The following is a 19,002-nucleotide window of genomic DNA, read 5'->3' as shown; positions in this document are numbered from 1 at the left end:
CGGCAGACTAACGGACGTTAGTAAGTCTGTCCATCGCGCCGTGCGCGCCGGCCTCGGCGCCGCCCCTGCAACGACGACGACCCGCTCATGCGAGCGGGTCGTCGTGTGGGCGCCGCGCACCCGTCGGAGCCGCGCGGCGGACCGCACGCGCGACTCCAGACAGCCTGCCTAGCGGGAGTAGGCGGCGGGGACGCCTCCGTCGACGTTGAGCACGTTGCCGGTCGACTTGCCCGAGCGCACGCCGGAGGCGAAGTGCAGGACCGCCTGGGCGATGTCCTCGGGCAGGATGTTCACCTTCAGCGTCGTGCGGGCGCGGTAGTGCGCCTCCAGCTCGTCGGGGTCGATGTCGTAGGCGGCCGCGCGCTCCTCGCGCCACGACGAGCCCCAGATTCTCGACCCCTGCAGGACGGCGTCGGGATTGACCGTGTTGACGCGGATGCCGGCGGCGCCGCCCTCCTCGGCCAGGCAGCGGGCGAGGTGCAGCTCCGCCGCCTTCGCCGACGAGTAGGCCGAGGCGTTCTTGCCGGCGACGAGCGAGTTCTTCGACGCGACGAAGACGACCGAGCCGCCGGTCGCCTGACGGCGCAGCAGCTTGAACGCCTCGCGGGCGACGAGGAAGTAGCCGCGCGTGAGGATCGCGTGGTTGCGGTCCCACTCGGCGACGGTCGTCTCCTCGATCGGCGCGCTGGAGGCGATGCCGGCGTTGGAGACGACGACGTCGACGCCGCCGTAGGCGAGGACCGCCTCGCGGTAGGCGGCCTCGACCGCCTGCTCGCTGGTGACGTCCATCGCGACGCCGAGGCCCTCGTCGCCGAACGGCTCGGCGACCCGCGACGCGCCGTCGGCGTCGATGTCGGTCGCGACGACCGTCGCGCCCTCGGCCGCCAGCGCGTCGAGGATCGAGCTGCCGATCCCGCCGGCTGCGCCGGTCACGAGCGCGACCTTGCCGGCCAGCTCGCGCGGCGGCGGCGCCAGCGAGAGCTTGTACAGCTCCAGCGGCCAGTACTCGACGGCGAACGACTCCGGCGCCGTCAGCGAGACGAACGAGTCGATCGCCGACGCGCCGCCCATCACCTCGATCGCGCGGTGGTAGAGGTCGCGCGCCAGGCGGGCGCCCTTCAGGTTCGTGCCGACCGAGACCATTCCGACGCCCTCGATCAGGACGACGCGCGGGTCGGGGTCGCCGATCGTCTCCCCCGCTCTGGCGTTCTGCTCGAAGTAGGCGCGGTACTCCTCGCGGTACCGCGCGGCGCCCTCGGCGACGCGCGCGGCGAGCGCGTCGGCGTCGTCGCTCGCCGGGTCGTAGGCGACCCACAGCGGCACGCGCTTGGTGTGCACGAGGTGGTCCGGGCAGGCGGCGCCGACCTGCGACAGCGTCGCCGCGTCGCGCGAGGAGACGAACTCGAGCGTCGAGGGCGAGGCGTCGACCTGCAGGATCTTCGAGCGCTCGCTGGAGACCGCGCCGCGGATCGCCGGCAGCACCTGCGCCAGCAGCTCGTCGCGCCGCTCGGCGCTCAGCGGCGGACGCGCCGGGCCGCCGAAGCGGGCCTTCGCGCGCGCGGAGACGAAGTCGGCGGCGCGGTTGATCGCCTCGATCGTGTTGGCGTACGACTCCTCGCCGGTCTCGCCCCAGGTGACGAGGCCGTGCTTGGCGAGGATCACGAAGCGGACGCCCTCGCCGCGGGCGGCGAGGCCGACCTGCTTGGCGAGCGTGAAGCCCGGGCGGATGTACGGGACCCAGACGGCCTCGTCGCCGAAGACCTCCTTCACGAACCGCTCGCCGTTCTCCGCCCCGGCGAGCATGTTGATCGCGTCGGGATGGGTGTGGTCGACCTCGGGCGCCGGCACGAAGGCGTGCAGCAGCGTCTCGATCGAGGAGCGCGGCATCTCGGGGCCGAGCTGGGAGCGCGACAGGAAGGCGACCATCTCCTCGTCGCTCATCTCGTCGCGCTCGATCAGCGGCAGGACCTCGTCGAGGCGGATGCCGGTGAAGTTCTTCGCGCCCATCGTCGCGAGATCCGAGCCCGAGCCCTTGACCCAGAGGACGTCGATCTCGCGGCCGGTGTGGTCGGTCTCCCGGCTCTTGGACGACGTGTTGCCGCCGCCGTAGTTGGAGACCGCGCGGTTGGCGCCGAGCAGGTTCGAGCGGTAGACGAGCTCCTCCAGGCCGCCCTTCGGCGCCCTCGCGGAGTCGTACAGGCTCTCGGCGCGCGGCGCGACGGCCGCCGCCGTGGTCGTGTCAGTGGTCTGGCTCATGCGCCAAGTCCTCCCGTAATGGCGCCGGCGCTTCGCTTGGAGCCGACTCGCTCCCACCAGTCGCCGTCGCGGAACGCGGCGACGGGGTCTGCCGCCGCGCCCTTGTCCTCTCGCACCTTCGCGGTCAGCGGCCGCACGTCGGTGCGGAACGCGTCGAGCAGCAGCTCGTGGGCGCCGAGCACGTCGCCGGCCGCCTGGCGCTCGGCCAGGGCGTCGCGATCGACGAGCAGCGCCTTCGCGAAGGCCTCCTGCAGGTTGACGACCGAGAGGATCATCCCCTCGATCTTGTTCTCGACGATGTGCGCCTGGTCGATCGTCAGGCGCGGCAGCTGCTGCGCGGCGGCCAGCTCGACGTAGATCAGGAACAGCTCGAAGGGGTTGACCGAGCCGACGATCAGGTCGTCGTCGCCGTACTTGCGGTTGTTGAAGTGGAAGCCGCCGAGGCGGTCCTCGTCGTCGAGCACCGCGACGATCTGCTCGATGTTGACGCCCTGGGCGTGGTGGCCGAGGTCGACCAGCACTCTCGCGTTCGGGCCGAGCTTCTGGCAGGTCAGCAGCGAGCTGCCCCAGTCGGCGAGGTCGGTCGCGTAGAAGGCCGGCTCGTAGAGCTTGTACTCGACCAGCAGCTCCATCCCCGCCGGCATCGCCGCGTAGACCTCGGCGAGCGCCTCGTGCAGCCGGCGGCGGCGCGCGACGAACGCGTCCTGGCCGGCGTAGTTGGTGCCGTCGGGCAGCCACAGCGAGATCCCCGTCGAGCCGACCGCCTGCGCGATCTCGATGCACTCGAGGCAGTGGTCGATCGCCAGCCGGCGGACGGCCGCGTCGGGGTTGACGAGTGAGCCGAGCTTGTAGCGCCGGTCGCCGAAGAGGTTCGGGTTGACGGTCCCGATCTCCAGGCCGAGCGAGGCGGCGTGCTCCTTCAGCGGCCCGTAGTCGTCGAGCTGGTCCCACGGGATGTGGATCGCGACGAGCGGCGCGCTGCCGGTGAGGCGGTGGACCTCGGCGGCGTCGTCGAGCTTCTCGAACGGGTCGCTCGGCAGCCCCTCCGGCGGGTAGGAGCCGAAGCGGGTGCCGGCGTTCGCGTAGCCCCACGACGGGGTCTCGACGCGATGGTCGGCGAGCCGCCGCTCGATCGCCGAGACGTCCGCGCCGCGCGCCGTCAGGCGCTCGGCGAGCCGCTCGTAGTCGGTGCGGGTGGTGTCATCCATCAGGAGTTGGTTCCTTGGGTCGGTGCGAGTGCTTCGCATTGCGAGTTCCACGACGGCTCCCGTGCTGCGCCGCGGACCGGGAACTCGCGGCCCTTGCCGGTGGCGCTCAGGCCGGTCACGGAGAGGAAGCGGGCGTACAGCTCCTCGCAGGCGGCGCGGTCCGCGGAGGGCTCGTAGACGTCGGAGGAGAACGACGCCGCGACGATCTCGCGGATCTCCTCCAGCGAGTCGACCCGGCCGTGGGCCAGCGCCTGCGTCATCACGTTGCCCAGCGCGGTCGCCTCGACCGGCCCGGCGTGGACCGGGCGGTCGAGCACGTCGGCGGCGAGCTGGCAGAGGGTCGCGTTGCGCGAGCCGCCGCCGACGACGTGGACGACCTCGGCGCGGCGGCCGGCGACCCGCTCGATCCGCTCCAGCACGAGCCGGTACTTGCAGGCGAGCGATTCGAGCGCGCAGCGGATCGTCGCGCCGGCGTCGGCCGGGCGCGGCTGGCCCGAGCGCTCGCACAGCTCCGCGATCCGCGCCGGCATGTCGCCGGGGTGCAGCAGCTCGGGCGCGTCGGGGTCGATCAGCGGGCCGCCGGCCGGCGCCGCCTGGGCCATCCGGTGGAGCGCGTCGTAGTCGTGGTCGACGCCCTCGCGCGCCCACTGGCGGCGGCACTCCTGCACGAGCCAGAGGCCCATCACGTTGCGCAGCAGGCGGATCGTGCCGGCGACCCCGCCCTCGTTGGTGAGGTTGTAGCCGCGCGCCGCCTCGGAGGTCACAGGCTCGTCGAGCTCCATTCCCAGCAGCGACCAGGTGCCGCTGGAGAGGTAGGCGAAGTCCCTGCCCCGCGCCGGCACCGAGACGACGGCCGAGGCGGTGTCGTGGCCGCCGACGGCGATCACGTCCGGCGCCGGGTCGAGACCGGCCTCGCGCGCGATCTCCTCGCGCAGCGGGGCGAGCACCGTGCCGGCGTCGACCAGCGGCGGCAGCACCTGCGCCGGGATCCCGGCCTGGATCGCCAGCTCGCGCGCCCAGTCGCCGGTGCGGACGTCGAGCAGCTGCGTGGTCGAGGCGGCGGTCTTCTCGCCGGCGAGGCGGCCGCTCAGCCAGTAGGCGAGCAGGTCGGGGATCGTCGCCAGCGCTCTCGCCGCGTCGAGCTGCGCCGAGCCCCTGTGCGCGGCGAGCTGGAAGAGCGTGTTGAACGGCATGAACTGGATGCCGGTCGCGTCGTAGATCTCCGCGGCGGGGATCTCCTCCAGCACCCGCTCCATCACGCCGTCGGTGCGGTGGTCGCGGTAGTGGAAGGGGTTGCCGAGCAGCTCGCCGTCGCGGTCGAGCAGCGCGTAGTCGCAGCCCCACGCGTCGACGGCGATCCCGTCGATCGGCCCGTCGGCCCGTCTGGCCGCCAGCGCGATCCCGCTCAGGACCTCCCGGTGGATGCCGAGCACGTCCCAGTGCAGCCCGCTGGGGAGCCGCACCGGGCCGTTGACGAAGCGGTGGATCTCCTCCAGCGTGACGCGCCCGCCGGCGAGCGTGCCGAGCTGGACCCGGCCGGACTCGGCGCCGAGGTCGACGGCGATGAAACGGGAAACCCGCCCGCCCACGGCGTGACGGGAGGAGGGTGAGCGCCGCTCAGTCAAGATGGAACACCTCTTCGAGCACGACGAACGAGTCGTCGGGCCGCCCGCCGGCGAGCTTGGCCATCTCCTGCTGCCAGCGGGCGTTGACGTCGGTTGCGGACATGCGCGCCTGCGCGGCCTCGAAGTCGTCGGTCTCCAGATAGCCGACGACGAGGCCGTCCGACTCGCGCAGGAACAGCGAGTAGTCGCTCCAGCCGGCGGCGCTGAGCGCCTCGCGCATCTCGGGCCACACCTCGCGGTGGGCCTGCTTGTACGCGTCGAGGTGCTCGACGCCGACGGAGAACGTGAAGCAGACGCGCGCCATCCTCACTTCACCTCGGCGTACTCGAGCCCGAGCAGCTTGGCGGTGTTGCGGACCTCGGCGGCGACGTGGCCGACGCCGAGCGCGACGTGGTGGGTCGGGCCCTCCTCGCACCAGCGCTCGAAGAACTCCGCCGGCTTGCTTGCGAAGACCAGCCGCGAGTTGGTGTTGCCGATGCGGAAGGTCGGGCCGGGGACCGACTCGCCCTCGCCGACGATCAGCTTCAGCCTGCCGTCGGCCGTCTGCGTGCAGCCGACGATCGTGATCGGGCCGAAGCGGACCTTCTGCTCGACCGACAGGCCCGCCCCGCGCTTGCCGTGGAAGACCTTCAGGTTGCGCAGCGTCGGCTGCTCCTGCGCGATCGTCAGATGGCCGGGGCCGTCGTGGCCCATCAGGATGAACTCCTCGTCGAAGTCGAGCGCGTAGAACTCGGTGTAGGAGCCGCCCGCGCCGAGGCGGTCGAGCACCAGCTGCGCGATGTTCGTCTTGATGTCGGCCTCACCCGCCGTGGGGATTCCGCGGGCGGTGAGCAGAGAGTTTCCGACGATCACGCCGGCGCCGAGCCGCTCGGCCTCGTTGCCGTCGACGCCGCGGTAGTAGTAGGTGAGCGCGTCGAGCTCGAAGTCGGCGGCGAGCTTGTCGAGCCCGACGGCGACGCGCGCCGACCAGTCGACCTGCTCCTGCTCGATCGGCGCCGCGATCGGGTCCGAGGAGGGATCGGCGAACGAGAACATCGCGCGGATCTCCGCCTCCTTGGCGGCCCGCTCCTCGTCGCTGACGGCCGCGACGCGGGCGCCGAGGTCGTCGATCTCCAGCACCTCGACGTGGGCGCCGAGCTGGCCGTGGACCATCGTGAAGTCGGTGTACATGTCGAGCATGCCGGCGTAGGCGTGCCCCATGAAGCCGATCCGCGAGCGGCGCAGCGCGCGGGCGGCGCCGGCGGCGCGGACCCACGCGGCGATCTTCGCCCAGGCGCGCTCGTCGTCGTCGATCGTGCCGGCGACGGTGTCGTACGGGATCCCCGCGCGGACGCAGACGCCGGCGATCTCCGGCACGCAGCAGGAGGCGCAGTTGGCCAGCCACTCGCCGGTGTCGGTCTCGGCGTAGTCGAGCGTTCTCGTCGGCTGCAGGCCGAGCAGGACGACCGGGACGCCGGCCTCCTGGAGGGCGGGGATGACGACGCTGGAGGTCGCGTACGTGACGGCGTGGCAGAGGACGAGGTCGACCTGGCTCTGCGCGAACAGGTCGCCCGCCGCGCGGGCGCGCTGCGCGGTGTCCACCAGGCCCGCGCTGACCACCTCGGCGCCGAGCTCGCGCACACGCTCCTCGACGCGCGCCTGGTAGCCCTCGCAACGCTCCTTCAGTCCGGCGAACTGCGGCCAGTACGCCTCGAGGCCGATGCCGAAGACCCCGACCCGCGCGCGCGGCGCGGGCCGGGACTCCGTCACGACCGTGGTGCTGTCGACGGTCGTGGACGACATCAGAAGTCGAAGTCGTCGATGTTCTCTCTGGTGAACTCGGTCGGCGGGCCGAGCACGATCTCGCCGTTCGCCTCGATCGTTCTCTCGCCGAGACGGCCGGCTCTGAAGGTCTCGCCCTCCGCGCCGGTGATGATGCCCGAGGCGAGCGCGGCCGCGGCGTAGCCGCCAAGGTAGCCGACGTCCTTCGGGTTCCACAGCGCGAAGACCGGGGAGGTGCCGTCCTTGACGAACTTGCGCATCTGGTTCGGGGTGCCGAGGCCGGTGACCGCGACTCTGCCCTTCTTCGGCGAGCTCGACAGGTAGCGGGCGGCGGCCGCGATGCCGACGGTCGTCGGGGCGACGATCGCTCTCAGGTTCGGGTAGGCCGACAGCAGGCCCTGCGTCTCCTGGAACGACTTCTGGTCGTCGTCGTCGCCGTAGGCGACCTTGACCAGTCTCAGGTCGGCGTACTCAGGCGTCTGCAGTCTCTCTCTGAGGACTCTGATCCAGGCGTTCTGGTTGGTCGCGTTGGCGGTGGCCGACAGGACCGCTATCTCGCCTCTGCCGCCCGGGACGACCTGCTTGGCCATTCTCGCGAGCACCTCGCCGATGCCCTCGGTCGTCGCCTGGTTGATGAAGACCTGGCGCGCGTCGGAGGCCGCGTCGGAGTCCTGCGTGACGACTCTGATGTCTCTCGCCATCGCCTGCTTCAGGACCGGCGCGACCGCGTTCGGGTCGTTGGCCGCCAGGATGATCGCGTCGGGCTGCTTCTGGATCGCCGACTGCAGCAGCGGGACCTGCGAGGAGGCGCCGGCGTCGGTCGGACCCTCGATCGTCGCCTTGCCGCCGAGCTCCTCGAAGGCCTCGACGGTGCCGCTGTCCTCGAGCTCCTCGTACGGGTTGCCGAGCTGCTTGGGCATGACGATCGCCGTCAGGCCGCTTCTGTACTCGCCGTCGGGGTTCGCTGCCTCACCACCGCTGGTCGTCGCGGCGGCTCCGCCGCCGCTCGCGTTCGTCTCGGTGTCGTCCTTGGTGTCGCCGCACGCGGCGACGACCATCGCGAGCACGACTGCCAGCAGGGCAGCCCACAGCGCACGCGATCGATGGAACGAATTCATCGATCCTCCTCCTTGCGGGGCGTGGTCGTGGTCGCCGCTCGCGCCGCCCCGGGGGCGCGAGCGCGCGTTGCGCGGGCACGGGCCTCCCGTGCGCGCACGACGAGGTTGGGACCGAGCACCGAGCCCACCAGCAGGGTTCCGGTGACGATCTGGATCCAGTACGACGAGACGCCGTCCGCGAGCAGCAGCGCCTTCTGGATCGCTCCGAGCAGGATCACGGCGAGGATCACGCCGAACAGCGAGCCCTTGCCGCCGAAGATCGAGACGCCGCCGAGCAGCACCGCCGCGACGACCGTCAGCTCGAGGCCGACGCCGACGTTCGCGGCCGCCGTCGAGTTGCGCAGCGTCATCACGATGCCGGCCAGCGCGGCGACGGCGCCGGCCAGCACGAACAGGCTCATCTTCACGCGCTTGACGCGGATGCCGGTGAAGCGGGCGGCCTCCTCGTTGGCGCCGATCGCGTAGATCGAGCGGCCGTACGGGGTGCCGTGGAGCGCCACGGCGAAGGCGATCGCGAGGATCACGAAGATGACCATCACGTTCGGGAACCAGCCGCCGCCGATCGTGCCGAACGCTCTCTCGGTCCACGACGACGGGAACGAGGTGACCGACTCGTCGCCGAGGATCACGAGCGCGAGGCCGCGGTAGAGGCCGAGCGTTCCGATCGTGACCGCCAGCGACGGCAGCCCGACCTGCGTCACGAGGAAGCCGTTGACGAAGCCGCAGACCGCGCCGAGCACGAGGCAGAGCGGCATGATGATCTCCAGCGGGAGGCCGGCGTTCCACAGCTCGCCCATGAAGGCGCTGGAGAGGCCGAGCACCGAGGCGACCGAGAGGTCGATCTCGCCGGTGACGATCACGAGCGTCATCGGCAGCGCGATCAGCGCGACCTCGATCATGTCGAACGAGCCCGTCGTGAACGACGCGGACGTGAGGAACTTGTCCGACAGGCCCGAGCCGACGATCAGCACGACGACGAGCAGGGCGACGATCAGCGTCTCCCAGCGCACGAGCGCGCCGGCGCCGAGCTTGGCGCCGTCGGCGCCGCGGGCTCCGGGGGCCGGCGGCGTGCCGCCGGCGTTGGGGGTGGTGGTGGCGAGCTCAGGCACGGCGGGCGCTCCGCTGTCGCAGGGCCGCGTCGAGCCGCAGCCCGACGAGCCGGTCGAAGGCGATCGCGGCGATCAGCAGCGCGCCGACGGCGGCCTGCTGCCAGAACGAGTCGATTCGCAGCACGATCAGGGACGAGGTGATGCAGCCGAGCAGGACCGCGCCGATCGCGGCGCCGTAGACCGAGCCGACGCCGCCGGTGATCGCGACGCCGCCGACGACGGCCGCCGAGATCACGGTCAGCTCGTAGCCGGTGCCGGCGGTCGCGTCGACGGTGCCGAAGCGCGCCGCGTAGAGCGCGCCGCCGAGGCCGGCGAGCGCGCCGCAGGCGACGAAGGCGGCGACGACGCGGCGGTCGACGCGGATGCCGGCGAGCTTCGCGGCGGCATCGTTGGAGCCGATCGCGTACAGCTCGCGGCCGCTGCGGTAGTTGGCGAGGTAGAGGCCGACGATCAGGACGACCACGAAGGCGATCAGGAAGATCGTCGGGATCCCGGCGACGGTGCCGGTGCCGATGTTCAGGAACGAGTCCGGCAGCGTCTCGGCGTTGATCTGGCGGCCGTCGGTGTAGACGAACGCGATCCCGCGGAAGACGTACATCGTGCCGAGCGTCACGACGAGCGCCGGCACTCTGCCGAAGGTCGTCAGGACGCCGTTGACGACGCCGCAGGCGGCGCCCATCAGCACGCACAGCACGATCGCGACCACGATCGGCGTGTTGTGGTTGGAGAGCAGGTCTCCGCAGAAGAAGGCGGTGAGGCCGAGGACCGAGCCGACCGAGAGGTCGATGTTTCTGGTCAGGATGACCATCGTCTGGCCGGCCGCGATGATCGCGATGATCGACGCGTTGCGGGCGAGGTCCTTGAGCGAGTCGAACTCGATGAAGCGCGGCTCGAGGATCGCCGTGACGGCGATCAGCAGGAGCAGGGCCATCACGATGCCCAGCTCGCGCATGCGGAAGACCATCTCGGTGAGGCGCCGCGCGCGCTCCCCCTGAGCGGTTCTGTCTATGGCGACGTCGGCGGTGCTCATGCCGCCAGGCCCTCCTTCGTCTGTCCGGTTGCGGCGCGCATGACGCGCTCCTCGTCCGCCTCCTCGCGCGAGAACTCGCCGGTCAGGCGGCCCTCGTGCATGACCAGGACGCGGTCGGCCATGCCGAGCACCTCCGGCAGCTCGGAGGAGATCATCAGCACCGCCAGCCCTCTGGAGGCCAGCTCGGAGATGAGGCGGTGGACCTCGGCCTTGGTGCCGACGTCGATGCCGCGGGTCGGCTCGTCGATGATCAGCAGTCTCGGCTGGGTCGCCAGCCACTTCGCCAGCACGACCTTCTGCTGGTTGCCGCCCGAGAGCGTGCCGACGTGGTCGTCGAGGCGGTGGTACTTGAGCTGCAGGCGGGTCGCCCACTCGCTCGCGAGCGCCTTCTCCCTCGCGGCGCGGATGATGCCGGCGGGGGCCAGCGAGCGCATCCGCGTCATCGTCGCGTTGCGCGCGATCGAGAGGTCCATCACGAGGCCCTGCTGGCGGCGGTCCTCGGGGACGAAGCCGATGCCGGCGCGCATCGCCGCGGTCGGCTTGTGGTTGGGCAGCCGTCTGCCGTTGATCTCGGCGTGGCCGCCGTCGGCTCTGTCGATCCCGAAGATCGTGCGCGCGACCTCGGAGCGGCCGGCGCCGACGAGGCCGGCCAGCGCGACGATCTCGCCGGCCTTCACCTCGAAGGAGACGTCGAAGAAGACGCCCTCGCGCGTCAGCCGCTCGACCCTCAGGACCGGCTTGCCGATCTCCGACTCGACCTTCGGGAAGAGCTGGTCGATGTCGCGGCCGACCATCCAGCGCACGAGGTCGTCGTTGGTCTTGCCCTCGAGGTCGCCGTTGTAGGTGACGGCGCCGTCGCGCATGACCGTCACGTGGTCGCAGATCGCGAAGATCTCCTCGAGGCGGTGGGAGATGAACATGACCGCCGCGCCCTGCTCTCTGAGCGTGCGCGTGACGCGGAAGAGGCGCTCGACCTCGGTGCCCGAGAGGGCGGCGGTCGGCTCGTCCATGATCAGCACGCGCGCCTCGAACGACAGCGCCTTGGCGATCTCGACCAGCTGCTGGTCGGCGATCGAGAGGCCGCGGACGGGCCGCTCGGGCTCGATCGCGACGCCCAGCTGTCTGAACAGCTCGGCGGTCTTGTCGTGCAGGTCCTTCTTGTCGATCCGCTTGCCGGCCGACAGCGGCTGGCGGCCCATGAAGACGTTCTCGGCGACCGACAGGTCGGGGAAGAGCGTCGGCTCCTGGTAGATGATCGCGATGCCGGCGTCGCGCGCGTCGATCGGCCCGTGGAAGCTCACGGGCTCGCCGTCGACCAGGACCGTCCCGGCGTCGGGCCGGTAGACGCCGGCGAGCGTCTTGACCAGCGTCGACTTGCCGGCGCCGTTCTCGCCGAGCAGGGCGCGCACGTGGCCGCCGTACAGCTCCAGCGACGCGTCGCGCAGCGCGTGGACGGCGCCGAACGACTTGCTGGCGTTCCGCAGCGCCAGCCGCGGCACCGCGGTTTCCGTTTCCTTGCTCATACCTCGCTCCCGTTGCGTGCCGCGCGATCGGAGATCCGCCGCACGTCGACCCCGTTGGCGCTGGCGCGCAGCGCGGCGAGGTCGTCGTTCGAAGCCTCGGCGACCAGCACGCTCGCGAGCTGGTCGACGCCGGTGATCGCGGCCAGGCCGCGCGTGTGCAGCTTGCTGCCGTCGATCAGCAGGACCGGCTCCTCGGCCCGGCCGATCATCGCCCGCTTGACCTCCGCCTCCAGCGGGTCGGCGTCGGTCAGCGTGCCGTCGCGGGAGAGCCCCTTGACGGACAGGAAGACCTTGTCGGCGAAGTGCTCCAGCACGGTGCGGACGGCGTGCGGGCCGACGAACGAGCGCGTCAGTCTGCGCATCGAGCCGCCGATCCCGATCAGCTCGACGTTGGCCTGGTCGGACTGGCCGACCAGCTCCATCACGGGGACGGAGTTGGTCACGAGCGTGACCGGGATGCGCGAGGCGACGATCGCCTGCGCGGCGTGCCAGCAGGTCGAGGAGGAGTCGACGTAGATCGTCTCGTGCGGCGCGACCATCGCGGCGGCGGCCTGGCCGAGGCGGATCTTCAGCGCCGCGTCGATCCCGAGGCGGTGCTGGAAGGAGTCCTCGTGGGCGGCGACCGACGGCAGCACGGCGCCGCCGTGGGTGCGGCGGAGCAGGCCCTGGCGCTCCAGCTCGGCGAGGTCGCGGCGGGCCGTCATCGAGGAGACGCCGAACTGCTCCTCCAGCGCCGAGACGGTCACCTCGCCGTCGCGGTGGAGCAGATCGAGGATCTCCCGCCGCCGTGTGACCGCCATCACAGGCCGTGTGCTTGTTTGTTCGTTTGCTGCCATCTCTCTGTCCAAATGGACAATAGCGATCAGAGCACAGAACATATCCGCACGTCAAGTCGAGTAAGGTGCGTCACAGTTCGAGACCTGACACACCACGTCGCGAGCGGCCCGCGAGGCGATCGGGCGGGTTGCCGCGGGGGCTGCGCGGGGCATCGTTCCGACACCGCGACCGGCGCCCGCGATATGGTCCGACCAATTCCCCCGAGGAGCCGCTCGTGCGCATCGCGCTGTTCATCACCTGCTTCAACGACACGCTCTTTCCCCGCACCGGCCAGGCGGTCGTCACGCTGCTGGAACGGCTCGGCCACGAGGTGGTCTTCCCGCTGGAGCAGACCTGCTGCGGGCAGATGCACTTCAACTCGGGCTATCACGACGAGGCGCTGCCGCTGATCGGCCGCTTCGCGCGCGTCTTCGCCGAGGAGGAGCTGATCGTCTCCCCGTCGGGCTCCTGCGTCGCGATGGTCCGCGACCACTATCCGCGCGTCGCGCGCGAAACCGGCGACGCGTCGCTCGTCGCCCAGGTCGACGCGCTCTCGAGACGGACCTACGAGCTGAGCGAGCTGCTCGTCGACGTGCTGGGCCTCGAGGACGTCGGCGCCTACTACCCCCATCGCGTCACCTACCACCCCAGCTGCCACGCGCTGCGGATGCTCCACGTCGGCGACAAGCCGCTCAGGCTGCTGCGCGCCGTGCGCGGGATCGACCTCGTCGAGCTGCCGGACGCCGAGCAGTGCTGCGGCTTCGGCGGCACCTTCGCGATCAAGAACGCCGACACCTCGATCGCGATGCTCGGCGACAAGCTGCGCGCCGTGCGCGACACCGGCGCCGAGGTCTGCACCGCCGCCGACAACTCCTGCCTGATGCACATCGGCGGCGGCCTCTCGCGCCAGCGCGCGGGCGTCGGCGCAGTCCACCTCGCCGAGATCCTCGCCTCGACCGAGGCCGAGCCGGCGCCGCCGCCCGGCTACGAAGCGGCAGAACCGCTCGGCCTGCGGCCTCGGGTTCGGGGCGAGAGCTCGCCGGGGGCTCCCGCTCGCGCCCAGGCTGGAGCAGGGGGATGAGCGGCGCCGCCTGGCCGGAGGTGCCGGCCTTCCCGCTCGCCGCCAAGCCGGCGCTCGCCGACGCGCAGCTGCGCCGCAACCTCGGCCGCGCGACCTCGACGATCCGCGGCAAGCGCGCCGACGTCGTCGCCGAGATGCCCGACTGGGAGCAGCTGCGCGAGGCCGGCCGGGCGCTGAAGGAGCGGACGCTGCGCCACCTCGACGAGCACCTGCTCGCGCTCGAGGCGGCGGTGACGGCGCGCGGCGGCCACGTCCACTGGGCCCGCGACGGCGCCGAGGCGAACGCGATCGTCACCCGGCTGGTGCAGGCGAAGGGCGTCAGCGACGTCGTCAAGGTCAAGTCGATGGCGACCGTCGAGATCGAGCTCAACGAGGCGCTCGAGGCGGCCGGGATCGAGGCGCTGGAGACCGACCTCGCGGAGCTGATCGTCCAGCTCGGCAGAGATCGCCCGTCGCACATCCTCGTGCCGGCGATCCACCGCAACCGCGCCGAGATCCGCGACCTCTTCCGCCGCACGATCGGGCCCGCGGACCTGACCGACGAGCCGACCGTGCTGGCCGAGGCGGCCCGCCGCTTCCTGCGCGAGCGGTTCCTGTCGGCGAGGGTCGGGATCAGCGGCGCCAACTTCGCCGTCGCCGAGACCGGCGCGATCGCGGTGCTGGAGTCGGAGGGCAACGGCCGCATGTGCACGACGCTGCCCGAGACGCTGATCACCGTCTGCGGGATCGAGAAGCTCGTGCCGACGTGGCAGGACCTCGAGGTCTTCCTCCAGCTCCTCCCCCGCTCCTCCACGGCCGAGCGGATGAACCCGTACACGACGCTGTGGGCGGGCGCGCGCGACGGCGACGGGCCGAGGGAGTTCCACCTCGTGCTGCTCGACAACGGCCGCACCGGCTCGCTCGGCGACGAGCTGGCGCGCCAGACGCTGGCGTGCATCCGCTGCTCGGCCTGCCTCAACGTCTGCCCCGTCTACGAGCGCACCGGCGGCCACGCCTACGGCTCCGTCTACCCCGGCCCGATCGGCGCGATCCTCTCGCCGCAGCTGGCGGGGATGAGAGCGGCCGGCTCGCTGCCGTTCGCCTCCTCGCTGTGCGGCGCCTGCTACGAGGTCTGCCCGGTCAAGATCGACATACCGACCGTGCTCGTCCACCTGCGCGACCGCTCCAACAGGGAGAGAGCGGCCGAATCGCTTCGCGGGAAGCTCGACCCCGAGCGCCTCGCGCTGCAGGCGGTCGCCCGCGGCTTCGCGACGCGCGGCCGCTACGAGCGGCTGCAGAAGCTCGGCCGCCGCGGCCAGTGGCCGCTCGCGCGCAAGGGCAAGATCGAGCGGCTGCCCGGCGAGCTGGGCGGCTGGACGGCGGCGCGCGACCTGATGCCGATCCCGCCGCAGACCTTCCGCGAATGGTGGATCGAGCGGGAGGCGGCCGGCGACGCGGCGGCCGGCGGCGCTGCAGCCGGCGACGCGGCGGCCGGCGGTGGTGCAGCCGGCGACGCGGCGGCCGGCGGCGCGAGCCCGGAGGCTGCCAGATGAGCGGCGTGACCGATCCCGCCAAGGAGGCGATCCTCGCCCGCATCCGCGGCGCGCTGAAGGACGTGCCGGAGGCCGAGACGGCCGCGGACGTCGCCGTCGCGCGCGACTACCGCGTCAGCGGCTCGCTGGCCGGCGACGCGCTCGCCGAGCTGTTCGCCGAGCGCTGCGCCGACTACCGCGCCGACGTCCGCCTCGTCGCCGCCGACGAGCTGCCCGCGGCGATCGCCGCCGCGCTGGAGCGTCGCGGCGCCAGACGGCTGGCGATCCCCGCCGACCTGCCGGCCGAATGGCGCGTCGACGGCGTCGAGTGGGTCGAGGACGCGATCCCCGGCGACGGCGCGGCGTCCGCCGGCGCGCAGGCCGGCGCGGGTGCGCGGGCCGGCGCGGGCGCGCAGGCCGGCGCGGCGCAGCTCTCCCACGCGCAGATCAGCGCGACCGACGGCGTGCTGACCGGCTGCGCGGTCGCGATCGCCGAGACCGGCGTGATCGTGCTCGACGGCGGCCCGGCGCAGGGTCGCCGCTCGCTGACGCTGCTGCCCGACTACCACCTCTGCGTCGTCGCGCGCGAGCGGATCGTCGAGCTCGTCCCCGAGGCGGTCGCCGCCCTCCACGCGGCAGCGGTCGAGGGCCGGCCGATGACGTGGATCGCCGGCCCCTCCGCGACCTCCGACATCGAGTTCAACCGCGTCGAGGGCGTCCACGGCCCCCGCACCCTTGACGTCCTCGTCGTCGGCTGACGCCGCTCGTTCGCGATCTGCGTCGATCTGCCTACCGGAGCGGTAGGCAGATCGACGCAGCTGGTGGCGCTAGGTGGCCGCCGGCGCCTTCGGGGTCGGCTTCGCGAGCCTGCCCTCGACGCCCCAGCGGCCGTCGGCGACCTCGTCGACGATCAGCCAGACGCGCGCGTCGGGGTTGATCGCCTTGACGGCGGCGGTGCCGTCGGCGACGAGCGCCGCGACCGCGGCGTCGTCGATCCCGCCCGCGATCACGGCGAATCTGACGACGACGAGCGGCAGCGCCGGCGCGGCGCCGGCGACGAATGCCTGCCGCTCGTCGACGAACCACCAGACGTTGGCGCGCGCCCGCGGCGTGTCCTCGACGCCGCGGTGGCGCAGCAGCAGGCCGGTCAGCGCGTCGGTCAGCGGGCCGATCGCGTCGGCGGGCAGGGCGCCCGGCGAGAGCGTCAGGTCGGCCTTCGGCATCGCGACGCGGGCGTCAGCCGCCGACTCTGAGGACGTGCATCTGGCGTGGACCGGCCGGCGTGTCGACCTGGACCTCCTCGCCCGCGGTCGCCCCGATCAGCGCTCTGGCGACCGGCGACTCGATCGAGAGCTTGCCGTCCCTGGCGCTCGCCTCGGCGGCGCCGACGAGCGTGTACGTCGCGACCTTGCCGCTCTTCTCGTCGCGCACCTCGACGGTCGAGCCGAACGCGACGACGCCGTGCGCGGCCGATGGGCTGGAGACGACGGTCGCGTTGCGCTCCCGATCCTGCAGCTTGAGGATGCGCGTCTCCAGGTGAGCCTGGTCTTCCTTCGCCGCGTGATACTCGGCGTTCTCCTTGAGGTCGCCCCACTCGCGCGCGGTCCGAATCCGCTCCGCCACCTCGCGACGGGCGACCGTCTCGAGGTGGCGCAGCTCGGCGCGCAGCGCATCGAGGCCCTGTTGGGTGATGGCGTAGCCGTCTGTCATCGAGACAGTGTCGCAGAGCCGTCGCGCCGCTACCGTAAGGGGTCGTGGTGCAGCTCGTCCCCGACCGACCGAACGTCGAGCTGCGCACCGAGGAGGAGCGGGGCAGGATCGTCGCGCTCGCCTTCCCCTACGACCGCCACCTCGTCGAGGCGGTCCGCGCGATCCCCCACCGGCGCTTCGATTGGGACACCTACGAGTGGTGGGCGCCGGCCGACGACTGGGTCGCGCTCCACGTCGCCGACATCCTCAGACGGTTCCCGGAGCTGACCCCGTCCGAGCAGGTCGGCGCCTGGATCGAGAGCATCGAGAAGCGCTGGATCGGGCACGTCCGCACGGCCCGCCACGATGGCCGCGGCTGGTGGGCGCTGCAGACGCTCGCCGGCCAGGTGCCGGAGCCGCTGCTGGAGGGGTCGGTCAGGCGCGAGGAGGATGGCGCGCTGCTGGTGCCGCTGACGGAGGCGAACGCCCATCTGCTGCGCGAGCAGGAGTCGGCGAAGCTCGACGCCGCCGCCGACCGCTGCGTCAGCTCGCTGGAGCTGGGCGACCGGCCGCCGCCGGCCCGCCTGGTCGCGACCCACGGCGTCGAGGGCGCCCGCCTGCGGCTGGAGGTGCTGTGGGACCCGGCCGCCGGCGCCGCCTTCGACGACCTGCCGGGCTGCGAGGGCGAGCGGACCGTCCCGGTCGACCCGTGGCTGCTGGAGCCGCTCGACCGCTTCGTCGCGCTGCACGAGGTCGAGGTGACCTACAGCGCGAGCGTCGTGCTGGGCAGGCTGCGCGAGGAGGCGGCGGCGGCCGCGGCGGCGATCCGCGCCTCGCGGGCGACGGAGGCCGAGCCGATCGCCGCGGTCGCCGAGCGGCTCGGCGGCGAGCTGGAGCCGTTCCAGTGGGCCGGCGTGCGCTACGTGCTCGACGCCCGCCGCGCCTTCGTCGCCGACGAGCAGGGGCTCGGCAAGACGGTCGAGGCGCTGGCCGCGATCGAGGCCGACGGCGCCTATCCGGCGGTCGTCGTCTGCCCGGCGTCGCTGAAGCTGAACTGGGAGCGCGAGGCGATGAGATGGCTGCCGCACCGTACGGTGTCGGTCGTCGACGGCCGCCAGGTGGTGCCAAGGGTGGCGGAGATCACGATCCTCAACTACGAGATCGTCGACCACCACCGCGAGGCGCTGACGCGGCTGCGACCGGGCGCGCTCGTGCTCGACGAGGCCCACTACTGCAAGAACCCGGCGGCGAAGCGCACGCGCGCGGTGCGCCGCCTGGCCGAGTCGATGCCGCGCGAGAAGCTGCGGCTGGCGCTGACCGGCACGCCGGTGCTGAACCACCCCGACGAGCTGATCAGCCAGCTGCGCGTGCTCGGCCGGCTGGAGGACTTCGGCTCGGGCGCGCGCTTCAGACAGCAGTTCCGCGGCCCGCTGACCGAGGAGCGGCTCCACTGGCATCTGCGGCGCCGCTGCTTCGTGCGGCGGCTGAAGGCGGAGGTGCTGCCGCAGCTGCCGGCCAAGCGCCAGGTCGTCGTCCCGGTCGCGCTCGACAACAAGCGCGAGTACGCGCTGGCCGAGAGAGACGTGATCGCATGGCTGCGCGAGCAGCCGCTCGACCTCAGGGAGCTGAGAGCGAGAATCGCCGCGACGCTGCGGGCGAAGCGCCTGGCGCAGCTCGGCGCGCTGCAGCGGATCGCGGCGCGCGGGAAGCTGAAGGCGGCGCTGGCCTGGATCGACGACTTCCTCGCCTCCGGCGAGCCGCTCGTCGTCTTCGCCCACCACCGCGAGGTGCAGGAGGCGCTGCTGGAGCGCTTCCCCGACGCGCTCCACCTGCTCGGCAGCGACTCGGTCGAGGCCCGCGAGATCGCCGTCGCCGAGTTCCAGGACCCGAACGGCCCGCCGCTGATCGTCTGCGCCACCCGCGTCGCCGCCCAGGGCATCACGCTCACGCGCGCCTCCAACGTCGCCTTCCTCGAGCTCGAGTGGACCCCGGCGATGCACGACCAGGCCGAGGACCGCTGCCACCGCATCGGCCAGCGCGACGCCGTCACCGCCTGGTACCTGCTGGCGGCCAGAACGATCGACGAGACGATGGCCCGCCTGATCCAGCGCAAGCGCGGCATCGTCGCCGCCGTCACCGACGGCCGCCGCCTCGACGGCGACACCCTCGTCGAGGAGGTCGTCCGCGAGCTCCGCGACGGCCGCCCCTTCCGCCACCTGAAGTCGGTGACGGAGCCGGCGGCGGGGACCTGAACGGTCCCTCTCCCGAGCCGGAA

16 protein-coding genes are annotated in these 19,002 nt (G+C 72.3%); 4 read left to right on the top strand and 12 right to left on the bottom strand.

Features of this window, described 5'->3' with window-relative positions:
- Positions 1 to 168 precede the first annotated feature (168 nt).
- From BDZ31_RS07905 to BDZ31_RS07860, 10 genes are all read right to left on the bottom strand, one after another.
- Positions 169 to 2,256 (bottom strand): bifunctional aldolase/short-chain dehydrogenase, encoded by a 2,088-nt coding sequence (locus tag BDZ31_RS07905; RefSeq protein WP_183340648.1) that lies wholly within the window; start codon positions 2,254 to 2,256, stop codon positions 169 to 171.
- Positions 2,253 to 3,464, bottom strand: a complete 1,212-nt coding sequence (locus BDZ31_RS07900; RefSeq protein ID WP_183340647.1) for a sugar isomerase — start codon at positions 3,462 to 3,464, stop codon at positions 2,253 to 2,255. Before BDZ31_RS07900 ends, BDZ31_RS07905 begins: the two co-directional genes overlap by 4 nt.
- Positions 3,464 to 5,053: an FGGY-family carbohydrate kinase gene (locus BDZ31_RS07895; protein ID WP_183340645.1), complete on the bottom strand. Its 1,590-nt coding sequence runs from the start codon at positions 5,051 to 5,053 to the stop codon at positions 3,464 to 3,466. Before BDZ31_RS07895 ends, BDZ31_RS07900 begins: the two co-directional genes overlap by 1 nt.
- Positions 5,054 to 5,081: 28 nt before the next feature.
- On the bottom strand, positions 5,082 to 5,393 hold the full coding sequence (locus BDZ31_RS07890; RefSeq protein ID WP_183340643.1) for an L-rhamnose mutarotase: 312 nt from the start codon (positions 5,391 to 5,393) through the stop codon (positions 5,082 to 5,084).
- A gap of 2 nt (positions 5,394 to 5,395) precedes the next feature.
- Positions 5,396 to 6,871 carry an L-fucose/L-arabinose isomerase family protein gene (locus tag BDZ31_RS07885; RefSeq protein ID WP_183340641.1) on the bottom strand — a complete coding sequence of 492 codons (1,476 nt, stop codon included), beginning with the start codon at positions 6,869 to 6,871 and terminating at the stop codon, positions 5,396 to 5,398.
- Entirely contained in the window at positions 6,871 to 7,968 is a 1,098-nt protein-coding gene (rhaS, locus tag BDZ31_RS07880; RefSeq protein ID WP_183340639.1) for a rhamnose ABC transporter substrate-binding protein, read from the bottom strand. The genes BDZ31_RS07885 and rhaS overlap by 1 nt, the downstream gene beginning before the upstream one ends.
- Positions 7,965 to 8,978 carry an ABC transporter permease subunit gene (locus BDZ31_RS07875; protein WP_183341075.1) on the bottom strand — a complete coding sequence of 338 codons (1,014 nt, stop codon included), beginning with the start codon at positions 8,976 to 8,978 and terminating at the stop codon, positions 7,965 to 7,967. The genes rhaS and BDZ31_RS07875 overlap by 4 nt, the downstream gene beginning before the upstream one ends.
- Positions 8,979 to 9,069: 91 nt before the next feature.
- Positions 9,070 to 10,107 (bottom strand): ABC transporter permease, encoded by a 1,038-nt coding sequence (locus BDZ31_RS07870; RefSeq protein WP_183340637.1) that lies wholly within the window; start codon positions 10,105 to 10,107, stop codon positions 9,070 to 9,072.
- On the bottom strand, positions 10,104 to 11,630 hold the full coding sequence (locus BDZ31_RS07865; RefSeq protein ID WP_183340635.1) for a sugar ABC transporter ATP-binding protein: 1,527 nt from the start codon (positions 11,628 to 11,630) through the stop codon (positions 10,104 to 10,106). Before BDZ31_RS07865 ends, BDZ31_RS07870 begins: the two co-directional genes overlap by 4 nt.
- The gene (locus BDZ31_RS07860; protein ID WP_183340633.1) at positions 11,627 to 12,430 is read right to left on the bottom strand and encodes a DeoR/GlpR family DNA-binding transcription regulator; all 804 of its coding nucleotides are present in this window, start codon (positions 12,428 to 12,430) and stop codon (positions 11,627 to 11,629) included. The genes BDZ31_RS07865 and BDZ31_RS07860 overlap by 4 nt, the downstream gene beginning before the upstream one ends.
- 251 nt (positions 12,431 to 12,681) lie before the next feature.
- Between BDZ31_RS07860 and BDZ31_RS07855 the strand changes: the two genes are divergently transcribed.
- Genes BDZ31_RS07855 through BDZ31_RS07845 form a run of 3 tightly spaced genes read left to right on the top strand, consistent with a single transcriptional unit; the run spans position 12,682 to position 15,796 of the window.
- Complete coding sequence (locus tag BDZ31_RS07855; protein ID WP_183340631.1) at positions 12,682 to 13,527, top strand: heterodisulfide reductase-related iron-sulfur binding cluster; 846 nt, start codon at positions 12,682 to 12,684, stop codon at positions 13,525 to 13,527.
- A complete protein-coding gene (locus BDZ31_RS07850; protein WP_183340629.1) occupies positions 13,524 to 15,059 on the top strand; it encodes a LutB/LldF family L-lactate oxidation iron-sulfur protein in 1,536 nt (511 codons plus the stop codon). Before BDZ31_RS07855 ends, BDZ31_RS07850 begins: the two co-directional genes overlap by 4 nt.
- The gene (locus BDZ31_RS07845; protein ID WP_183340627.1) at positions 15,056 to 15,796 is read left to right on the top strand and encodes a LutC/YkgG family protein; all 741 of its coding nucleotides are present in this window, start codon (positions 15,056 to 15,058) and stop codon (positions 15,794 to 15,796) included. The genes BDZ31_RS07850 and BDZ31_RS07845 overlap by 4 nt, the downstream gene beginning before the upstream one ends.
- A 69-nt stretch (positions 15,797 to 15,865) precedes the next feature.
- On the opposite strand, the gene BDZ31_RS07840 is transcribed toward BDZ31_RS07845, so the two are convergent.
- Positions 15,866 to 16,261 (bottom strand): hypothetical protein, encoded by a 396-nt coding sequence (locus BDZ31_RS07840; protein WP_183340625.1) that lies wholly within the window; start codon positions 16,259 to 16,261, stop codon positions 15,866 to 15,868.
- A gap of 13 nt (positions 16,262 to 16,274) precedes the next feature.
- The gene (gene greA / locus BDZ31_RS07835; protein WP_183340623.1) at positions 16,275 to 16,748 is read right to left on the bottom strand and encodes a transcription elongation factor GreA; all 474 of its coding nucleotides are present in this window, start codon (positions 16,746 to 16,748) and stop codon (positions 16,275 to 16,277) included.
- A gap of 47 nt (positions 16,749 to 16,795) precedes the next feature.
- Between greA and BDZ31_RS25915 the strand changes: the two genes are divergently transcribed.
- Entirely contained in the window at positions 16,796 to 18,979 is a 2,184-nt protein-coding gene (locus tag BDZ31_RS25915; RefSeq protein WP_183340621.1) for an SNF2-related protein, read from the top strand.
- The last annotated feature ends 23 nt before the right edge of the window (positions 18,980 to 19,002 follow it).

The sequence above is a fragment of the Conexibacter arvalis genome, assembly GCF_014199525.1.
Taxonomy (GTDB): domain Bacteria; phylum Actinomycetota; class Thermoleophilia; order Solirubrobacterales; family Solirubrobacteraceae; genus Conexibacter; species Conexibacter arvalis.
The sequence above is the reverse complement of the archived record's forward strand: the minus strand, read 5'-3'. Positions and strand labels throughout refer to the sequence as shown.